This is a genomic window from Candidatus Pelagibacter sp. HIMB1505, assembly GCF_052047915.1.
Lineage (GTDB): Bacteria > Pseudomonadota > Alphaproteobacteria > Pelagibacterales > Pelagibacteraceae > Pelagibacter > Pelagibacter communis_A.
Genome location: NZ_JBNAIR010000001.1, coordinates 795,967 through 812,640 on the forward strand (window position 1 = coordinate 795,967; position 16,674 = coordinate 812,640).

Here is a 16,674-nt window from a genome sequence, read left to right on the forward strand (position 1 = left end):
TATTATAAATAACTTATCTATTTATGACTAAAATTGATTATCAGGGCTGGGAGCTAGAACATTTTGATAATTCTAAAAATTTTCGAAACTATCAAAATGATTTAATAAAAAATTATATCCGTGGGTATACAGCTGAAATAGGTCCTGGTAATGGTGAGAATTTACAACTTTATTTAGATAGAGTAGAAAAAGTTGATTTATTCGAACCTTCAAAAATTTTATTTGAAAATCTAAAATCTAAATACCAAGATAATCAAAACGTATTTTTAAAAAATAAAGAGTTCTCTCTCACTGTTAACACTTATGATACTATTTTATATCTTGATGTTTTAGAGCATATACAAAATGATTTAGAAGAGATTAATAAGGCATTTAATTCACTTAAATCAGGGGGCAATTTGATTATTAATGTTCCAGCTTTTCAGCATCTATATTCGAAATTTGATGAAGATGTTAATCACTTTAGAAGGTATGATAAAAAAAGCATTAAGGATTTAATACAAAATCTTGACCCATCAAGCTATCAAATGAAATATTATGATAGTATTGGTTATTTACTTTCTTTGATATCAAAGGTTTTTTTAAACAATTATAAAAAAAATTTTCATCAAAAAATTAAAATTTGGAACTCTTTGATACCTTTGTCAAAGGTACTTGATAAATTATGTTTTAATTTATTTGGAAAATCATTAATTATTATTATTAAAAAATAAATTTTTATTAACTAAAATAGGTACTTTCACTTTTTAATATTTTATAATAAGATTTTATCATGAAGATAATTCAAAAAGGTTTCTCCCTAGTCGAACTTTTAGTCGTAGTTGCAATCATTGGAGTATTAGCAGGAGTTGGTACAGTTGGTTACCAATCTTATGTTGAAGCATCCAAAGTAAAAGCGTTTGAACAAAATGTTAGAACAATTGTAAAGGCAATAGATTTTGAATACATTGTTGTAAAAAATAGTTTAGGTTCTGCGCTAGATGAAGTTGACTCGTCTGATATGTTAACAGGAGGTAAAATTGATGCAGACTCCACTTGTGAAACATTTAATTTTACCATTAAAAAACATTTTGAACATTTTGAAAATCCGTGGAATAGAACTAAGAAAATGATTACAGTAGATACCCAAGGTCAAGCTGGTCATAAGCAAGGACAAGTTCAAATTACTTGTCAAAGATCTCAAGGATTTTTAAATGGTTGGAATTGTAAAGTACAAGATTCATTATTTCATATAATTGCTTATTATAGGGATGGTTCTGAGCAGGCTGGTGCAGGTGCAGTCGATACAAGTAATGAGCTAGGTGGAACAAGGCAAGCAGGCTCTACTGTTTATTCTAAATGGTATAACAGAGGTTTTACTAATCCTCCGGATGCTGATAGATCAACTTTAGGCCAACCTTACATGACTACATCCGCTGGAACAGCATTATGTGGTTCATCAGGTTATACAAGAGGTGCTATAGCTATATCCACTGATGCAAACTATTAAGATTACAATCGTTTAATCAATTCATATTTATAAATATCTGCAGTTTTGATAAATATCTGCAGTTTTTATTGTTGTTATTTAAAAAATAATTAATAAAAATAAATTTAACTGTTTATGAAAAATTTTCAAAAAGGTTTCTCCCTAGTCGAACTTTTAGTGGTAGTTGCAATTATTGGAGTATTAGCAGGAGTTGGTACAGTTGGTTATCAAACTTATGTAGACTCAACTAGATTAAAAGTTTTAGAGCAAAATTACACAACAATTACAAAATATATGGAAACAGAAACTATTATTGTTCAAAACGATCTTGGAAGTGCAACTCCTGAATATGATGACAGTAATATGTTAACTGGGGATATGATTAATTCTGACACTACCTGTAAACAATTTTTAATTTCAATGAAAAATTATTTCTTAGATGGCGGTACAGACAACTCCACATTTAAAAATCCATGGAAACCCGATAAGACAAGTATTACAATTGATAATGAATCTTGGGGTAATCACAAACGAGGTCAAATCCAAATGTTTTGTTATAAATCCACAGGTGGATATGGTTCAGGGGGAGGATGCCCAATGGATAAAGCTAGATTTAGAGTAATCATTCATAGGGATACTGGAGACTACTCTCACAAAGCAATTGGTGGAGCATTTTTTTCAAGTAGTGCTGCAGATGGACAAGCGGATTGTGGTTGGAATTTAACTGACCATGGTGCATGGCATACAGGAGCCGATGCTATTGATACCGATGCAGATTACGACTAGATATTAATTTTTTTACGTGAAAAAGTATTTATTAATATTTTTATTTTTTTTCTATTCCTTAAATGTTTGTGCAGATAATTTAGGTACCAATAAAACGATTAATGATTATTTGGAAATGGGTTATCAAATACAATCAGTAAACATAATTGATCAAAATAAAATTTTATACAATCTTTTAAGAGACGATACTGAAGATAAAAAATTTGAGCCTAAGTTAGTTAGCTGCATTTATGATATTAACACTCAAATAGCAGAATGTTTTAAGCCTTAAATATTTATAGATTAATTTTCGATATCAAAAAAACTATCAAGTTTTGCTAACTTAATCACTGATAAAACTGCTTCACTTGGTTTTATGATTTTAAATTCTTTTCCACCTTCACCAGCTCTTTGTTTGCTTTCAATCAATGCTGCAACTCCTGAACTATCAATATAATTTACATCACTCATGATTATTGAAACAGCAGTATTAGCATCTAGGGCACTTGCAATTTGTTCTCTTAAACCACCAGAATTTTCTAAATCAATTTCGCCGTTAGCTGTGATTATAAGAACATCGTTTTCTGTTTTTTCTGAATAACTCATGAATAGAATATAATCTGAGTTTAATCCTAGTCAATATAATCATTAAAGCAATTATTGTTTTAAAATGACTTTGATATTAATCAAACTTGATTTATAGGATCAATGATAATGAAAAATAAAGCACTACTTTTGTTTAGTCATCTATTTGTGCTCATAGTGGGTTTTGGTCTAGGTGTTTATTTTTTACCAATTTTAACTGCACCAAAATCACTAGATACACTTAAGATTAATGAATATGAACAAAAGGCGTTATATCAAACAGAATTTGTTAAAGATTTAAAAGGTAGCGACCTTTTTCATTGGGGAGAGGCCAAAGTTACAATTTCTAAAGACAAAATCACAGTCAATGGCTCCATTGCACCTGGTCCAGATTATAAGCTATATCTAACAAATGAGTTTGTAGAGCATGAGGACGAATTTTTGGCGATCAAAGATCAAGCTAAATACGTAGCAGAAGTAAAATCATTTAATAATTTTGCAATTGATGTTTCTAACGACATTCAAGTCAATAAATACAACACTATTGTAATTTGGTGTGAAAGCTTTAATGAATTCATTACCAGTGCAAAATATCAATAGTTGAATTCACGTTGATATTTAAATTATTTAATCAAAATCATTTAAATGTGATATAAATAATAATGCTTAAAAATACAGATTTTTATAATAGACGAAAATTTATCAAATTAACTACTCAACTTTTATTAGCTTCTGGTTTAAGCCCCAGTTTAGTTTTTGCTTCAGAAACTAATAAGATTTTATCAGGAAATTTTTTTATTGATGGAAAACAAGCAGATACAAATTTTCAGGATTTAGATAACACTACAATTGAGACTAAAGGTGAAAAATCAATTATAAAATTTAAAGATGACTTTTTTTTAATTAGACCCGATACAAAAATTGAATTTGCATCTAAAAAATTATTAAAAGTTATTCAAGGATCTGTTCATGCAGTATTTGGAAAACGTAAGGATGAATTAACAGTTGAGGTTCCAAATGGTACTATTGGAATTAGAGGTACTTCAATCTTTGTTGATATCGAGCCAAAGCATAACAGAACTTATTTTTGCAACTGTTATGGCAAAACTGCCCTTTATAATAAAGAGGGTAATTTATTAGAGGATATTACATCATTTGGTCATGAGAGTGGTGCATTGACTAGCGATGGTAAGTTCAAACGATATGGTGTTAATTATCTAACCAATCTTTATGCTTTAAGACATCCAAAAATTTTTGATGATGAAATGGAACAGGCTGGCTGTATCGTTGAAAATAGTCACTGTCAATTAAAGTAATTTATTTTTAATTTTAGATAATTATAAAGTTTTTAAATGATTGAATTAATAGATGTATTCTTTAATCAATATTTAAGAGTATTTGTTGGGATTGTCTTAGTAGGTCTTATTTTATTTTCATTATATTTTAAATTTAAGAAGAAATGATTTACTTTCTTATTGCGCTTTAGCTAGCACTGTTATTCTATCACTTTTATGACAGCTGATAATAATTCCAAAGGGATTATCTTGATCATGATTGCAATGAGCTTGTTTGCAATGCAAGACTCGTTGATTAAGTTTATTTTTGAGCAATCTGCTTTGTATGAAATATTTTTTGGTAGATACTTGGTTGCTGCAATATTGTTGTTTTGTTACATCAAATTTAGAGGGCAGAAAGTAACTCTTAAAACTCATTATCCTGTTTTAACTATTGTAAGGGTCATACTTCATTTCTTTGCATTTTCATTTTTCTTTATTTCTTTAACTTATATGCAACTTGCAACTGCAAATGCTTTATTTTTCTCCTGTCCATTCTTTGTCTCTATCTTTGCAAAGTTTTTCTTAAAAGAGTTTATTGGAATTAGAAGATGGTCAGCAATTGCATTTGGTTTTACCGGTGTATTAATTGTACTAAATCCTAATTTTTCAGAATTTGAATTTAGAAATTTACTTCCTGTATTAAGCGCTTTACTTTATGCAGCCTCAATGACGATTACGAAGTACACATCTGATAAAGATGATGTAAATACTCAGCTTTATTACTTTTATTTAATTGCTCTTATATTTTGTGGTGTGATTTATATATTTATGGGAAGTGGTCAGTTTAATAGTGTGAACTTTGATCCAACTACACAATTTATCTTTAGAGAATGGTTTTCAAACTTTGATTATACTTGGAAATTTATCTTATTCTTTGGGGTTGCAGCTTCTATTGCATTCGTTTGTATATTCTCAGCCTATATCGTTGCATCACCTTCTGTTGTATCTTTATTTGAATATTCATTAATTATTATGTCGATGATCCCTGGATATTTTCTATTTAATGAAATTCCATCTTTAAGAACGTTAATTGGAGTTATCTGCATTATTTCTGCTGGGGTTTATATTTACTTTAGAGAAAAAGTTAGAGATCAGTATATAGCCTCAGAAACTCCTGCAAGACGTTAATAATTATTAAATTTTACCACCAACCCATCAATCGACCATTACCGATGATGATCATCAGACATGTAAAAATATGTAAGAATACCCAAAATGTTCTAACTAAAACAATTTGCTTGTCATAGGGTTTTGTCTTTTTATCTGAATAACTCCCTAATGCATATAACCAAACTTTAAACCAACTACTCATTATTGCTCCTATCTTTAATTTTTATTTTTAAAATACTAATAACGAATAATTATTTATTTGATCATCAATTCACAAGTGTTAATCAATAAACAATGTTTCCTAAAAAATATTCAAATCTAATATTTATACTGGTAATGGGTTTTAGCATGAGTTTATTAATGACCTTAATTATCACCTACATTAATACTGGTATGGATAGTGGTTATATCAATAGGTTTTTAAAAGCCTGGGTAGTTGGGTTACCTATTGCAATTGCTGCTGCTCTTTTAGTTGGCCCTATTGCTAGAAAGTTTGTAGATAAGATTACAAAATAGTAAGATTTTCTCATGGAAATTATTATATTCTCATTTATTGCAATATTAGTTGTTTATTATCTATTTAGACCCACATCAAAAAGTGAAGAGAAAACTTTTAAGTCTAAAGATAATTGGCGTGGTGGCTTTTAGATTAAATTTATGAAAAAATTTTTAATTATTTTAACTTTTACATTAATTTTTGGCAGCAATTCTTATGCTAAGGATATTTATTTGTCTTGTATAAGTACGACTAACTATAAAACTAGCTTTATTGTTAATGATGAAAAACAACTACTTATTCTTGATGGGGTTGAAGTAGAAGTTGTCAAATGGACTAAAGAATTCATTACATTTTGGAAAAGTAAAAAAATGAAAGAAATTGGTGAACCTCGTGATTTTAAACCTGATACTTTAGATAGAATTTCTGGAGCTTACGGAAGTTATAGCTGCAAGGTAGTTGATAAAACTTTATTTTAAGTATGAAAAATTTCTGGATTAAATTTTCTGTTTGGTTGGTTCAAGGTGGGGTAACCAGTATGACCTTAAAATTAATAGGGATGTTTATTCTGATATCCCTTATTTTTTAATTTTAAATTTAGAAAAAATTATAATTCAGCTTTAGCCTTAAATTCTCTCCATTTAATAACTGTTCTTGCACCAATAGTTGAAAGGGGTTCTGGAGGTAATTTTTTAGGCTGATCGTATGTTTGCATATCTTTTACAATTTCAGAATTTATTCCAGCTGCAAGATCAGCTGCACCAATTCCAGCTAAGGTGCCTTTTGCAGTACCAATTCCATTTTGACAACATGCAGAATAGATATTTTTTTCAACTTCACCAAATGCAGGTACAGAATTAAGAGAAAGACATAATCTGCCTCCCCATCTATATTCCATATTCACATCTTTAATCATTGGAAATCTTTTTTTAAAACTTTCATCTTGATCGTTTCCAAATTTCTTTACTCGATCTATCGGTACTTCCATTTTAGGATCAAAGGTCCAACGGTTACGAATTAAAATTCGATCACCTCCAATACCTGTTATTCTTCTAAGCGTTGATCCCATTGGATCCGATGGAGTAATACCCCAACTTTTGTGTCCTTTTAAAGTTTTTTGTTCTTCATCAGTTAAGCATCTAGTCATTGAGGCATAAGTGAACACATGCATTAGTCTTCTTTTATAAAAACCAAACGACTCTGCATGACCATTAACAGCCATAATAATCTTATTTGTATGAATTGTTGCTTTTGGTGTTTTTACAATCCAATCATTAACATTGTTTTGAAATTCAAGGGCTGGGGTATTTTCAAATAATTTAAAATTACTCTGGTATTGATTTGAAATCCCTTCAGCAAGTTTACTGATGTACAAAGCAGGTTGTAACATCAAGCAACCGGGTAAAAATAAACCTCCACTATAAAAATCTGAACCTGTTACTTCTTTCATGTTACTAGCTGATAAGTCTTTATATTTTTCACCTAACTGATCTAAATGTTTTGAATATTCTTGATTATGGTTTTTACCGCTTTTATTGACATAGCTATTAATTCTTCCAACGGGATCAGCAGCCTCTTTTGGCATTTCATATTCTTTCGATGCTTTAAGTGCAAAATCTAAGGCGTATCGATTAAGTTTTACATGAAGTTTATCTCTTTCGATTGTATCTTGATAACTGCCTGATCCTAATTCATGAGGAAGATCAATCATAAATCCAGAATTTCTTCCAGCAGGGCCAGATGCTATTTCACTTGCTTCAATTAAAGTGACTTTATCTTGAGTTAATTCACAAATTCTTTTTGCAGCAGATAAACCTGCAAACCCACCACCAATGATTAACCAATCAGTATTGATATTATCATTAAGCTCTGGATATCTTTTTTGTTTTGGTAATATTTGTTTCCAAGCAGCAGGACCAGGATCAATGGGTAATCGTTTAGCTACAATTGTTTTAGTCATTAAACTATTTGATCAATAGTTTTATTCATTTGATTAACTATTGTTTCAAATTTTTCTTTTTCATTATCATCAAGAGGTAACAATGGTAATCTAGGTGGACCTGCATCAACACTAGTTAAGTTTACTCCATATTTAATTGATTGAACAAACTTTCCCCCTTGCTCTAAATTAATCATTAAAGGTTTAATAGCTGCCCATAATTTTTCACCTTTTGAAAAATCATTTTCAACTACACAAGCTTTCCAAAGTGCGATATGAGCTTTTGCTGCAAAATTACTTCCAGCACATACCCAACTTTTTGTACCTGCTTTAAAGTAATCAAATGCTTGATCATCCATCCCACAACATAAATCTATAGAAGGATAATTATTCATTAAAAAATCAATTTTTTCAATTTCACCAGAACTCTCTTTAATGCCACAAAAATTTTTAGATTTTGAAACAATGTCTAAAAACTCCTTATCCATATCAACAGATGTACGCCCTGGATAATTATAAAGTAAAATCGGTAAATCGACTTCCTTATCAATTTTAAGAGCATTTAATGCATTTTCCTTACTGGTTGGAACTGCATATGGAGGGGATGAAATCATAACTGCATCAGCCCCAACTGATTTTGCTTCTTTTCCTAAATTTATTGAATCTTCTGTTCGAGTTACCGCACCTGTTCCAACAATTAAAGTTACTCTTTTATCAATAAACTTTGTAGCCAACTTCATTAAATGAATTCTTTCATCTAAAGTTTGTGAATAATTTTCACCAGTAGAACCTGCAAGCACTATCCCGTGCACACCTTCTTCAATTATATTATTAACAACTTTTTCTAGAGCTTGTTCGTTAATTGAATAATCTGAATTATAAGGAGTAATTAAAGCAGTATAAATACCATTCAATTTCATGAAAATAGTTTATCTATTAAGCATTTTTTGAGCAACTTAATTATAAAATTGAGTTTAAATTTGTAGATATTAGATTTTGAAAATGATTAATGAATTAAGGGTATTATGAAAATAAAAGTATTTGCAGATACCATTTGTGGTTGGTGCTATATTGGTCACTCAAGACTAAATAAAGCTTTAGAACAATTTAAAGATGTTCAATTTGAAATTGAGCATATACCATTTCAACTTAATCCCGATATGCCAAAAGAAGGAATAGAGAGAAGCAGGTACTTACAAATAAAGTTTGATAGCAAAGAAAATGCACAACCTATGTATGATCGAATGGTTGAAGAAGCAAAAAAAGAAGGGTTTAATTTTAATCTTGATAATATCAAAAAAACACCAAACACTGTTCTTTCACACCTATTGATTAATTTAGGTGAAAAAGAGAATAAACAAAATGAAATTAAAGAAAAGATTTATCAATCCTATTTTATAGAAGGGCTTGATATTGGAGATAAAGAAATTTTGATCAATATTGGAAAAGAATTTGATATTAATGAAGATGAAATTAATGAATTCTTTAATTTAGAGAATATTGAAAGAGTTAATTCCTATAGACAAATTGCTAATGAAAAAAATATAACAGGGGTTCCATTTTTTGAAATAGGAAATGATTTTATTTCAGGCGCACAAAGTTCTGCAAATCTAGTAACTACAATCAAAAATAACTTAAATTAAAGTGTTTTTTGAGAGGTTGAGATAAATTGAGAATTAGATACAATATATAATTATGCTAACTTATATAGTACCATTTATAGTTTTGATTTTAATAGTGGTGTTTATCCATGAGTATGGTCATTATTATTTTGCTAAAAAATATGGAGTAGGTGTTACTGATTTCTCCATTGGATTTGGCAAAGAAATATTTGGTTGGAATGATAAATCTGGCACTAGATGGAAGATATGTTGGATCCCACTTGGAGGTTATGTTAAGTTTTTTGGGGATCGAAATGTATATTCACAAGCTGATCACGATGAAATCATAAAAAAATATAGCAAAGAAGAACAAGATAAATTGTTTACTTTAAAACCTTTATATCAAAGAGCTTTAATTGTTTTTGGTGGACCACTTGCTAATTTTATATTGGCATTAGCGATCTTTTTTTCAATTTATACCTTTATTGGTAAAGATTTTACACCAGCGGTGATTAATGAAGTTCAAAAAAATAGTCCTGCTATGGTTGGAGGTCTTAAAGAAGGTGATGTTATTTTAGAAATAGATAATAATGAAGTTCAAAGCATTATGGATGTCTCAAAGTATATAATGATGTCTACAGCTGATGTTATTGATTTTAAAGTTAAGCGTTCTTATGATGAATTAATCTTAAAAATAAAACCTGATTTAGTTGAAGGAGAAGATAATTTAGGAAATAAAATTAATAAACGAATGGTTGGAATAAAACTTGGTGCTTATAATGATCAAGTAAACCACATAAAACTCGGTCCGGCCCAGTCAATATTGCATGCCTTTAATGAGGTATATTATGTAAGCGTTTCATCTTTAAAATACATTGGTGGAATGATTGTTGGTAAGGCTGATACCTCACAATTAGGAGGTCCTATAAGAATTGCTAAAATATCAGGCCAAGTTGCTGATATTGGTTTACTCGCTTTTATTAGTATGATGGCTTATATTTCAATAAGCCTTGGTTTAGTTAACTTATTTCCAATACCAATGCTTGATGGTGGACACTTAATGTTTTATGCATTTGAAAAGGTTTTAGGTCGTCCCTTATCACAGAAAACACAAGAAGGTTTTTTTCGAATCGGGATGTTTTTATTGATATCATTGATGTTTTTCACCACTTTTAATGACTTAAAAGACCTTGGTTTATTTAGATAATTTAAGTTTATAAAATCGTAAAAAAACTAATAAAATCAACACTAATTTAACTTTATACAATATATTGTGTTTATATTTTTGATTGCTACTAAAAAAAAGGTTGATTTTACGGGGGTTTTTTGAAAGATAGAAATTAACCAATAAAACCGGAGCTAAAATGAACAAAAAACAACTAGTAGTAAAGCTTTCAAGCGCTTTAAACTTAAGTAAAGCTGATGCTGAAAGAACTTTTGATACAATTACCAACACTATTTTGGATGCTTTAAAAGGGGATGATTCAGTGAAAATCGCTGGATTTGGTACTTATAAAGTAGCTAAAAGAAAAGCAAGAGTTGGAAGAAACCCTAGAACTGGTGAGCAAATTCAAATTGCTGCATCACAAAAGGTTAAGTTCTTACCTGCAAAAGCTTTAAAAGAAGTATTCAATAAATAACACTTTTTTAAACAGCCTAAATGTTTTTCAAATAAGCATTTAGGCTGTTTCTATATGCAAATACTGCATATCCAATTTTCCTAATCAGCGTTAGTTTTTAAAAGTCATTAAAATATAAATCCTTTTATTAAACGGGAGGTCTTATGACTAAAATGATTAAACTAATATCAGCACCTTTACTCTCATTAGTTATGTTAATGGGTTTAACAAGTGCTGGACATGCTGAGACAACAGTATCAGCAGAAGTAGGGTTTATATTTAACACCCTATTATTTTTGATTTGTGGTTTCCTTGTCATGTTTATGGCGGCAGGTTTTGCAATGCTAGAATCTGGTATGGTAACTTCAAAAAGTGTATCGGTAATTTGTGCAAAAAATATCGGTTTATTTTCAATTGCTGGAATAATGTTCTGGTTAGTAGGTTATAATTTAGCTTACGGCATACCAGAAGGTGGATACATAGGAAGTTTTATTCCATGGTCTGACAGTAGTGCAATTGATACGGGTTATTCAGATGGATCCGATTGGTATTTCCAAATGGTATTCTGTGCAACTACAGTATCGATTGTATCAGGAGCTATGGCTGAAAGAATTAAACTATGGCCATTCTTTTTATTTGCAGCAATTTTATCAGGAATTTTATATCCAATCGTAATGGGTTGGCAGTGGGGTGGAGGCTGGTTAGCTGAAATCGGTTTTTCTGATTTTGCTGGATCAACTCTTGTACACTCAACTGGTGGTGCTGCAGCTTTAGCAGGTGCAATGATTATTGGACCAAGACTTGGAAGATTTACTAAGTCTGGTGCAGTTGCTCCTATTAAACCATTTGCTGCTTCATCAATTCCATTAGTTACAATTGGTGTATTTATTTTATGGCTAGGTTGGTTTGGTTTCAATGGTGGTTCACAACTTGCAATGGGAACAGCTGATGATGCAATCGCTGTATCAACAATCTTTATTAATACATTCTTAGCTGGTGCGGGTGGTGTAATGGCTGCTGCAACTGTTACAAGATTAGGATTTGGCAAAACAGATGTTGTTCAAATGTTAAATGGATGTATTGGTGGATTAGTTGCAATAACAGCTGAACCATTAATGCCATCACCATTAGCTGCTATTTTAATTGGTGGTGTAGGTGGTGTAATCGTTGTGTACGGTACTAAACTATTATTCTCATTACAAATTGATGATGTAGTAGGTGCGATCCCAGCTCACTTGTTCGCAGGTATCTGGGGAACATTAATTGTACCAGCAACTAACCCTGATGCTTCTTTTAGTGCTCAGTTAATCGGAGTACTTGCAGTCAACATCTTTATCTTCATTGTTGCATACATCATATGGTCAATCATGAAAGCAACTGTTGGTCTAAGATTAAGTAAAGAAGCTGAAACAAAAGGAACAGACGTTTCAGAAACAGGTGTAATTGCTTACGCAATAAGAGACTAATTGCATGCAATCAAGGGGCTCTTTGCTCTCATTGTTTACTCATTAACAAGGAGTCCCTTAAAAACTTTAACTCTCTCTAATAGTTAATAACTAAAAGGCCCTTCGGGGCCTTTTTATTTTTGAATAGAATTTAATGTAGCAAGAACGTCTTTGGCGTGGTCTTTAACTTTGACGTTTTCCCAAATTTTTATGATTTTGCCTTTAGGATCAATTAAAAAAGTAGTTCTTAAAATTCCCATAAATTCTCGGCCCATAAACTTTTTTTTAGCCCATACTTTATATTTTTTTAAAACAGTTAATTCTTCATCAGACAAAAGATCAAATTTGATTTTGTATTTATCTCTAAATTTATCATGGCTTTTTAGGTTATCTTTTGAAATACCAAAAACATCACAGTTTAGCTTCTTAAATTTTGGAAGAAGTTTATTAAAATCATTTGTTTCAATTGTACAACCTGGCGTGTCATCTTTTGGATAAAAATAAATCACAACATATTTACCAAGAGAATCTTTTAACGAGTATTCATTTTTGTTCGTTGATGGAATTTTAAATAATGGTGCTTTAGTATTTACCTTAATCATTAATTTTGTTTTCCTCCCAGAGTTCTTTATAATTGATAAATGGCGCTAGCCCATAGCTTGAATTAATATTGGTTAAATGCAGTGAAAGACTTTTAATAGGTGAAATGCATATTTCTTGTTTGTAAATTTCATTTAAGTATTTTTCAAAAGGATCATGGCGATCTTCACATGTTTTTTTAAAATTATTCCAGTATTTATTAATTAGAGTTTTAGAAGTTAAAAACGTACATAAGGTTTTATCAATTGTTCGCCAGTGTCTCTTACTTCCAATTAAAAGGTTTGTTTTTTCATTATTCATATAAAGATATGGATAATCAGAAGGGCAAATAAAAATATCTTTATTAAGTTGTGAAGATATTCGCTGAAATGATGAAAGCATTTCCTCTAACATAGTTTCAAAGTGCAAATAATCATCTTCAACAAAAAAAACTAGATCTTCTCCTTGATCTTTTCCAATTTCGAAAGAATTTAATAAACTTGCAAGATTTGAAAAAGTTTCTTTTGATTTTTGCTCTTTGATAAATGATTTATATTTAGAGTGATCTAAAGAAATTATTTGAGAACCAATTTCTTTTTGAGATATCTTTTTTATTTTTTCAAGATTTTCATTACTAGAGTGATCATCTAAAATAATTAGTTTTACATTTATCTCTGGTAATTTTTCTTTTAAATATTTAATTGATTTAATAAGTGAATTTAAAGACCGTAAAGAGTACTCTAACTTTGATTGTTCAAACAATCTTTTCTTATTTTGATCCCATATTTCAACAGATGTATTTGTTCTAAATATAATTAATAAAGAATTTATTTTTCTAGTAATTTTTACTTCTCCTAAAGGAAGAACAATTGATTGATTATTAATACTAGATAAATTTTCATTTAATTCTTTATTTAATGTTGGTGAAACAAAGTTATTTTGATCAATAATTTCATAACCTAAAGCTTTAGCTAGTTTTATAAAAATTTTTTTCATATTTATTAATTATCTTTATTTAGAAATTCATCAATTGCATATTCTAAACGATCTTGGCCCCAAAATATTTTATCATTACAAATAAATGTGGGTGCACCAAATATTTCTTTATTAAAAGCCTCAGTTGTTAAATGTTTTAATTTTTCCTTTATTTTTTCATTGCCAATTCCATCTAAAAAACTTGTTTGATCAATTTCAAGAGTTTCTAATACTTTTATAAAACTTTCTTGTATAGATAGATCAACATTATCTCTCCAGTATGCATTAAAGAATTTTTCTAGGTAATCTTTTCTTTTTTCAGTATTGATAAATAGGCAACCTCTCATAATAGAAATAGAATTTATCGGAAATTTTTCATTCCATTTAAAAGGGATATCATTTTTTCTTGAGACTAATTCACAATCATTTTTCATATTTTTCATTTTAAATTCATTAAATGCTGGTGCTGTAATTTCTGCCATTTTATGAAGACCGCCTAATAAAATAGGTTTATAATTAAACAGTATATTTTTTTCTTTTATAACTTTTTCAATTTTTTTATGAGCAATGTATGAGTAGGGGCTTATGATATCGAAGTAAAAATCTATAGACTTAGTCATATAGATTTAATCGTTTTGCATAAAAAATTCTAATGATCCAATATATAAAAATTCCAATAGGGCCTGTTAAATAAGTAATAATAAGTGGAAATGCTAAAAGAATTTTATTCATATACAGTTTTTGAGAATCTTTTAAAATCCAGCCACCAATAAACAGATTAACTGCCACAAAGTGTGTCCAAAACATTAATAGATAATAATCATCTCTGAATAATTCTGATACATTACCTAATCCCAAGTAAAGACTGAAATTATTATCAAAATCAAATTCGCCTAAAAATGCTTTGTATAAAATAAAAATATAAGCCACACTTAGTAAAAAAATTGGAAAAATTGAAGTTGCTAGATATTTACAAAGATGAGATTGAGGAAAAAATATAATTAGTACCCAAAAAGGTAATACCCCAATGTTTATCCATAGATAAAGCATTTCAATTGTAAAAAAAGTATAAATTTCTTCGATCATTTTTAAATATATTATATTAAATCTAATTATGATTCCTATAAGAAACCGTAAAAAAACTCTCAAAGTTACCGTTGAGGAAATGCGGAATTTTGCGTTTGTTTATGTTGAAAAGTACGCACCATCAAAACAACAATTAAAAACTTACTTACTTAAGAAATATCTAAAAACATCAGTACCAAATGTTAAAAAACAAGATGTATCAAATCTAATTGATATTGTTCTATCTGATCTTGAAAAAAATAAATTTATTAATGATAAATTTTACTCAGAAAGTAAAGCAAGAAGCATGATCCAAAGAGGAAATTCAATAAACAAAATTAGAAATTATTTAGTTGGCAAAGGTATTCAAGATGAATTTATAAAAGAAACTGTAAATAAAATTAAAGATGATAACTCTGATCAAGATTTTTATTCTGCAATCAAAGTATGCAAAAAGAAAAGAATTGGACCAGCAAGAACAGAGGATAACAGGCCATTATTTTATAAGAAAGACATCTCTTTACTCGCAAGAAATGGATTTGATTTTGAAACATCTAAAAAAGTTATGGATATCGAAAAGGATGATTATTTAAAAATAATAAATTTACTTTAATTTTTTCTTTTCTTGTTCAACCAAGTAATCAATTTTATTTTTGATATAGTTTCTTACAAACACAAATACCAGTAATCCAAAAATAGATACTGACACAATTATTATTAAGATAATTCTAAGCTGTTCATCCATTAGACTAACATATTACTTTTTAATATTAAACTGGGGTTTTTAAAGTCTTTTTTTCCATATAATATTTCATTATGTTCAAAATCAGTAACAGTGCCACCAGAGTGTTTTAAAATTGCATGTCCAGCTGCAATATCCCACTCACATGCTCTTGGCTCTGCTACATAGCCATCAAATTCACCGGTAGCAATTACACAAAACTTTAACGAACTTTTCATTCGAGTGTATTCTTTCACATCAAGCTCATCAAAAACTTTTTGAATTTCAGGCTTAATTTTATTTGAATATGAAACAAACTTTATTTTATCCTTATCAAAATTTCTTGAACCATTTATTTTTATTTCTTTACCATTCGTATATTCGTATGCATTACCTTCGCTATAAGAATAAAACATTCTTTTTTTAGCAGGCGCATAAATAAGCCCTGCAACTGGTTTTCGATCTAATATTAAACCTGCATTGATTGTGAATTCGTCAAGATCATTAATATAATCATAGGTGCCATCAATTGGATCAACAAGCCAAAAATTTTTAAGATCTTTTGTTAATTTATTATCAGATGTTTCTTCTGAAATGATAGGTATTGATGGGGTTAATTCTCCTAATTTTTTACTAATTATTTTATTTACCTCAATATCACCATTACTTACCGGTGTATTGTCAGATTTGATTTTTTTGGTAAGACCATTTTTTCTTAGATTAATAGAAACCTCTCCTGCACTTAAAAAAGTATCAATTAAGCCTCTTACAATTTGCTCAATGTTAATTTCAGTCATTTATTTTTTTAAGATCAATGTTGTTTGAATTTATCACTTTCTTTCCAGCATTTTGAAAATTGACTGTAACTTTTTCTTTGATTATAGATTGAACTTGCCCAATTCCCCATTCTTTAGCTTTTGGATTAACCACTTTATCTCCTGGTTCAAAATCTAATATCATTTATTTAAC

Annotated in this window: 25 protein-coding genes; 14 read left to right on the plus strand and 11 right to left on the minus strand. The window is 29.4% G+C overall.

From position 1 onward, the window contains the following. Nucleotides 1-23: 23 nt before the first annotated feature. The 4 genes from ACTTAU_RS04110 (at nucleotide 24) to ACTTAU_RS04125 (ending at nucleotide 2,525) form a co-directional block, all read left to right on the plus strand. Nucleotides 24-713, plus strand: coding sequence for a class I SAM-dependent methyltransferase (locus ACTTAU_RS04110; protein ID WP_438305301.1), 690 nt, complete (start codon nucleotides 24-26; stop codon nucleotides 711-713). 59 nt (nucleotides 714-772) lie between these two features. Continuing rightward, complete coding sequence (locus ACTTAU_RS04115) at nucleotides 773-1,489, plus strand: type IV pilin protein (protein WP_438305298.1); 717 nt, start codon at nucleotides 773-775, stop codon at nucleotides 1,487-1,489. A 114-nt stretch (nucleotides 1,490-1,603) separates the two neighbouring features. Continuing rightward, nucleotides 1,604-2,254 carry a pilin gene (locus ACTTAU_RS04120; RefSeq protein WP_438305296.1) on the plus strand — a complete coding sequence of 217 codons (651 nt, stop codon included), beginning with the start codon at nucleotides 1,604-1,606 and terminating at the stop codon, nucleotides 2,252-2,254. Between the two features lie 16 nt (nucleotides 2,255-2,270). Beyond that, the gene (locus ACTTAU_RS04125) at nucleotides 2,271-2,525 is read left to right on the plus strand and encodes a hypothetical protein (RefSeq protein WP_438305295.1); all 255 of its coding nucleotides are present in this window, start codon (nucleotides 2,271-2,273) and stop codon (nucleotides 2,523-2,525) included. Nucleotides 2,526-2,536: 11 nt separating this feature from the next. On the opposite strand, the gene ACTTAU_RS04130 is transcribed toward ACTTAU_RS04125, so the two are convergent. Next, the gene (locus tag ACTTAU_RS04130; RefSeq protein ID WP_438305293.1) at nucleotides 2,537-2,839 is read right to left on the minus strand and encodes an STAS domain-containing protein; all 303 of its coding nucleotides are present in this window, start codon (nucleotides 2,837-2,839) and stop codon (nucleotides 2,537-2,539) included. A 108-nt stretch (nucleotides 2,840-2,947) separates the two neighbouring features. Here ACTTAU_RS04130 and ACTTAU_RS04135 point away from each other — a divergent pair, with 108 nt between their 5' ends. From ACTTAU_RS04135 to ACTTAU_RS04145, 3 genes are all read left to right on the plus strand, one after another. After that, entirely contained in the window at nucleotides 2,948-3,418 is a 471-nt protein-coding gene (locus ACTTAU_RS04135; protein WP_438305290.1) for a DM13 domain-containing protein, read from the plus strand. A 62-nt stretch (nucleotides 3,419-3,480) separates the two neighbouring features. After that, on the plus strand, nucleotides 3,481-4,134 hold the full coding sequence (locus ACTTAU_RS04140) for a hypothetical protein (RefSeq protein WP_438305287.1): 654 nt from the start codon (nucleotides 3,481-3,483) through the stop codon (nucleotides 4,132-4,134). Between the two features lie 195 nt (nucleotides 4,135-4,329). Continuing rightward, on the plus strand, nucleotides 4,330-5,283 hold the full coding sequence (locus ACTTAU_RS04145; protein ID WP_438305286.1) for a DMT family transporter: 954 nt from the start codon (nucleotides 4,330-4,332) through the stop codon (nucleotides 5,281-5,283). A gap of 13 nt (nucleotides 5,284-5,296) precedes the next feature. On the opposite strand, the gene ACTTAU_RS04150 is transcribed toward ACTTAU_RS04145, so the two are convergent. Further along, nucleotides 5,297-5,467, minus strand: coding sequence for a hypothetical protein (locus ACTTAU_RS04150; protein WP_438305285.1), 171 nt, complete (start codon nucleotides 5,465-5,467; stop codon nucleotides 5,297-5,299). Nucleotides 5,468-5,559: 92 nt separating this feature from the next. Here ACTTAU_RS04150 and ACTTAU_RS04155 point away from each other — a divergent pair, with 92 nt between their 5' ends. Both ACTTAU_RS04155 and ACTTAU_RS04160 read left to right on the plus strand, forming a co-directional pair. Continuing rightward, nucleotides 5,560-5,781, plus strand: coding sequence for a DUF2798 domain-containing protein (locus ACTTAU_RS04155; protein ID WP_438305283.1), 222 nt, complete (start codon nucleotides 5,560-5,562; stop codon nucleotides 5,779-5,781). Nucleotides 5,782-5,922: 141 nt separating this feature from the next. After that, a complete protein-coding gene (locus tag ACTTAU_RS04160; protein ID WP_438305281.1) occupies nucleotides 5,923-6,240 on the plus strand; it encodes a hypothetical protein in 318 nt (105 codons plus the stop codon). Between the two features lie 128 nt (nucleotides 6,241-6,368). Here the strand turns inward: ACTTAU_RS04160 and ACTTAU_RS04165 are convergent, their stop codons facing one another. Beyond that, nucleotides 6,369-7,721, minus strand: coding sequence for an NAD(P)/FAD-dependent oxidoreductase (locus ACTTAU_RS04165; protein WP_438305280.1), 1,353 nt, complete (start codon nucleotides 7,719-7,721; stop codon nucleotides 6,369-6,371). After that, a complete protein-coding gene (locus ACTTAU_RS04170) occupies nucleotides 7,721-8,620 on the minus strand; it encodes a dihydrodipicolinate synthase family protein (RefSeq protein WP_438305278.1) in 900 nt (299 codons plus the stop codon). The genes ACTTAU_RS04165 and ACTTAU_RS04170 overlap by 1 nt, the downstream gene beginning before the upstream one ends. A gap of 105 nt (nucleotides 8,621-8,725) precedes the next feature. Between ACTTAU_RS04170 and ACTTAU_RS04175 the strand changes: the two genes are divergently transcribed. The 4 genes from ACTTAU_RS04175 (at nucleotide 8,726) to ACTTAU_RS04190 (ending at nucleotide 12,386) form a co-directional block, all read left to right on the plus strand. Further along, nucleotides 8,726-9,343: a DsbA family oxidoreductase gene (locus tag ACTTAU_RS04175; RefSeq protein WP_438305276.1), complete on the plus strand. Its 618-nt coding sequence runs from the start codon at nucleotides 8,726-8,728 to the stop codon at nucleotides 9,341-9,343. 52 nt (nucleotides 9,344-9,395) lie between these two features. Further along, nucleotides 9,396-10,508, plus strand: a complete 1,113-nt coding sequence (rseP, locus tag ACTTAU_RS04180) for an RIP metalloprotease RseP (RefSeq protein ID WP_438305274.1) — start codon at nucleotides 9,396-9,398, stop codon at nucleotides 10,506-10,508. A gap of 157 nt (nucleotides 10,509-10,665) precedes the next feature. Next, nucleotides 10,666-10,941 carry an HU family DNA-binding protein gene (locus tag ACTTAU_RS04185; protein WP_085114489.1) on the plus strand — a complete coding sequence of 92 codons (276 nt, stop codon included), beginning with the start codon at nucleotides 10,666-10,668 and terminating at the stop codon, nucleotides 10,939-10,941. Between the two features lie 143 nt (nucleotides 10,942-11,084). Further along, complete coding sequence (locus tag ACTTAU_RS04190) at nucleotides 11,085-12,386, plus strand: ammonium transporter (protein ID WP_438305272.1); 1,302 nt, start codon at nucleotides 11,085-11,087, stop codon at nucleotides 12,384-12,386. Between the two features lie 113 nt (nucleotides 12,387-12,499). Here ACTTAU_RS04190 and bcp read toward each other — a convergent pair whose 3' ends face one another. Genes bcp through ACTTAU_RS04210 form a run of 4 tightly spaced genes read right to left on the minus strand, consistent with a single transcriptional unit; the run spans nucleotide 12,500 to nucleotide 15,005 of the window. Beyond that, nucleotides 12,500-12,967, minus strand: coding sequence for a thioredoxin-dependent thiol peroxidase (gene bcp, locus ACTTAU_RS04195; protein ID WP_438305271.1), 468 nt, complete (start codon nucleotides 12,965-12,967; stop codon nucleotides 12,500-12,502). After that, complete coding sequence (locus ACTTAU_RS04200) at nucleotides 12,960-13,940, minus strand: glycosyltransferase family 2 protein (protein WP_438305269.1); 981 nt, start codon at nucleotides 13,938-13,940, stop codon at nucleotides 12,960-12,962. Before ACTTAU_RS04200 ends, bcp begins: the two co-directional genes overlap by 8 nt. A gap of 5 nt (nucleotides 13,941-13,945) precedes the next feature. Then, the gene (locus tag ACTTAU_RS04205) at nucleotides 13,946-14,539 is read right to left on the minus strand and encodes a 2-hydroxychromene-2-carboxylate isomerase (RefSeq protein ID WP_438305267.1); all 594 of its coding nucleotides are present in this window, start codon (nucleotides 14,537-14,539) and stop codon (nucleotides 13,946-13,948) included. After that, on the minus strand, nucleotides 14,532-15,005 hold the full coding sequence (locus ACTTAU_RS04210; protein ID WP_438305266.1) for an ABA4-like family protein: 474 nt from the start codon (nucleotides 15,003-15,005) through the stop codon (nucleotides 14,532-14,534). Before ACTTAU_RS04210 ends, ACTTAU_RS04205 begins: the two co-directional genes overlap by 8 nt. 28 nt (nucleotides 15,006-15,033) lie before the next feature. Between ACTTAU_RS04210 and ACTTAU_RS04215 the strand changes: the two genes are divergently transcribed. Next, nucleotides 15,034-15,597 carry a regulatory protein RecX gene (locus ACTTAU_RS04215; RefSeq protein WP_438305264.1) on the plus strand — a complete coding sequence of 188 codons (564 nt, stop codon included), beginning with the start codon at nucleotides 15,034-15,036 and terminating at the stop codon, nucleotides 15,595-15,597. Here the strand turns inward: ACTTAU_RS04215 and ACTTAU_RS04220 are convergent. Genes ACTTAU_RS04220 through ACTTAU_RS04230 form a run of 3 tightly spaced genes read right to left on the minus strand, consistent with a single transcriptional unit; the run spans nucleotide 15,589 to nucleotide 16,665 of the window. Beyond that, on the minus strand, nucleotides 15,589-15,729 hold the full coding sequence (locus ACTTAU_RS04220) for a hypothetical protein (RefSeq protein WP_438305262.1): 141 nt from the start codon (nucleotides 15,727-15,729) through the stop codon (nucleotides 15,589-15,591). The two genes, ACTTAU_RS04215 and ACTTAU_RS04220, sit on opposite strands and share 9 nt — an antisense overlap. Next, entirely contained in the window at nucleotides 15,729-16,502 is a 774-nt protein-coding gene (locus tag ACTTAU_RS04225; protein ID WP_438305260.1) for a 3'(2'),5'-bisphosphate nucleotidase CysQ family protein, read from the minus strand. Before ACTTAU_RS04225 ends, ACTTAU_RS04220 begins: the two co-directional genes overlap by 1 nt. Further along, complete coding sequence (locus tag ACTTAU_RS04230; protein WP_438305258.1) at nucleotides 16,495-16,665, minus strand: DUF3553 domain-containing protein; 171 nt, start codon at nucleotides 16,663-16,665, stop codon at nucleotides 16,495-16,497. The genes ACTTAU_RS04225 and ACTTAU_RS04230 overlap by 8 nt, the downstream gene beginning before the upstream one ends. Nucleotides 16,666-16,674 lie beyond the last annotated feature (9 nt).

Coding starts and splice junctions, on each gene's coding strand:
- ACTTAU_RS04185 (WP_085114489.1), top strand. CDS start 10,666: ATGAACAAAAAACAACTAGTAGTAAAGCTTTCAAGCGCTTTAAACTTA.
- rseP (WP_438305274.1), top strand. CDS start 9,396: ATGCTAACTTATATAGTACCATTTATAGTTTTGATTTTAATAGTGGTG.
- ACTTAU_RS04200 (WP_438305269.1), bottom strand. CDS start 13,940: ATGAAAAAAATTTTTATAAAACTAGCTAAAGCTTTAGGTTATGAAATT.
- ACTTAU_RS04155 (WP_438305283.1), top strand. CDS start 5,560: ATGTTTCCTAAAAAATATTCAAATCTAATATTTATACTGGTAATGGGT.
- ACTTAU_RS04150 (WP_438305285.1), bottom strand. CDS start 5,467: ATGAGTAGTTGGTTTAAAGTTTGGTTATATGCATTAGGGAGTTATTCA.
- ACTTAU_RS04230 (WP_438305258.1), bottom strand. CDS start 16,665: ATGATATTAGATTTTGAACCAGGAGATAAAGTGGTTAATCCAAAAGCT.
- ACTTAU_RS04110 (WP_438305301.1), top strand. CDS start 24: ATGACTAAAATTGATTATCAGGGCTGGGAGCTAGAACATTTTGATAAT.
- ACTTAU_RS04215 (WP_438305264.1), top strand. CDS start 15,034: ATGATTCCTATAAGAAACCGTAAAAAAACTCTCAAAGTTACCGTTGAG.
- ACTTAU_RS04205 (WP_438305267.1), bottom strand. CDS start 14,539: ATGACTAAGTCTATAGATTTTTACTTCGATATCATAAGCCCCTACTCA.
- ACTTAU_RS04170 (WP_438305278.1), bottom strand. CDS start 8,620: ATGAAATTGAATGGTATTTATACTGCTTTAATTACTCCTTATAATTCA.
- ACTTAU_RS04115 (WP_438305298.1), top strand. CDS start 773: ATGAAGATAATTCAAAAAGGTTTCTCCCTAGTCGAACTTTTAGTCGTA.
- ACTTAU_RS04220 (WP_438305262.1), bottom strand. CDS start 15,729: ATGGATGAACAGCTTAGAATTATCTTAATAATAATTGTGTCAGTATCT.
- ACTTAU_RS04135 (WP_438305290.1), top strand. CDS start 2,948: ATGAAAAATAAAGCACTACTTTTGTTTAGTCATCTATTTGTGCTCATA.
- ACTTAU_RS04210 (WP_438305266.1), bottom strand. CDS start 15,005: ATGATCGAAGAAATTTATACTTTTTTTACAATTGAAATGCTTTATCTA.
- ACTTAU_RS04175 (WP_438305276.1), top strand. CDS start 8,726: ATGAAAATAAAAGTATTTGCAGATACCATTTGTGGTTGGTGCTATATT.
- ACTTAU_RS04165 (WP_438305280.1), bottom strand. CDS start 7,721: ATGACTAAAACAATTGTAGCTAAACGATTACCCATTGATCCTGGTCCT.
- ACTTAU_RS04140 (WP_438305287.1), top strand. CDS start 3,481: ATGCTTAAAAATACAGATTTTTATAATAGACGAAAATTTATCAAATTA.
- ACTTAU_RS04120 (WP_438305296.1), top strand. CDS start 1,604: ATGAAAAATTTTCAAAAAGGTTTCTCCCTAGTCGAACTTTTAGTGGTA.
- ACTTAU_RS04225 (WP_438305260.1), bottom strand. CDS start 16,502: ATGACTGAAATTAACATTGAGCAAATTGTAAGAGGCTTAATTGATACT.
- ACTTAU_RS04145 (WP_438305286.1), top strand. CDS start 4,330: ATGACAGCTGATAATAATTCCAAAGGGATTATCTTGATCATGATTGCA.
- ACTTAU_RS04190 (WP_438305272.1), top strand. CDS start 11,085: ATGACTAAAATGATTAAACTAATATCAGCACCTTTACTCTCATTAGTT.
- ACTTAU_RS04130 (WP_438305293.1), bottom strand. CDS start 2,839: ATGAGTTATTCAGAAAAAACAGAAAACGATGTTCTTATAATCACAGCT.
- ACTTAU_RS04160 (WP_438305281.1), top strand. CDS start 5,923: ATGAAAAAATTTTTAATTATTTTAACTTTTACATTAATTTTTGGCAGC.
- bcp (WP_438305271.1), bottom strand. CDS start 12,967: ATGATTAAGGTAAATACTAAAGCACCATTATTTAAAATTCCATCAACG.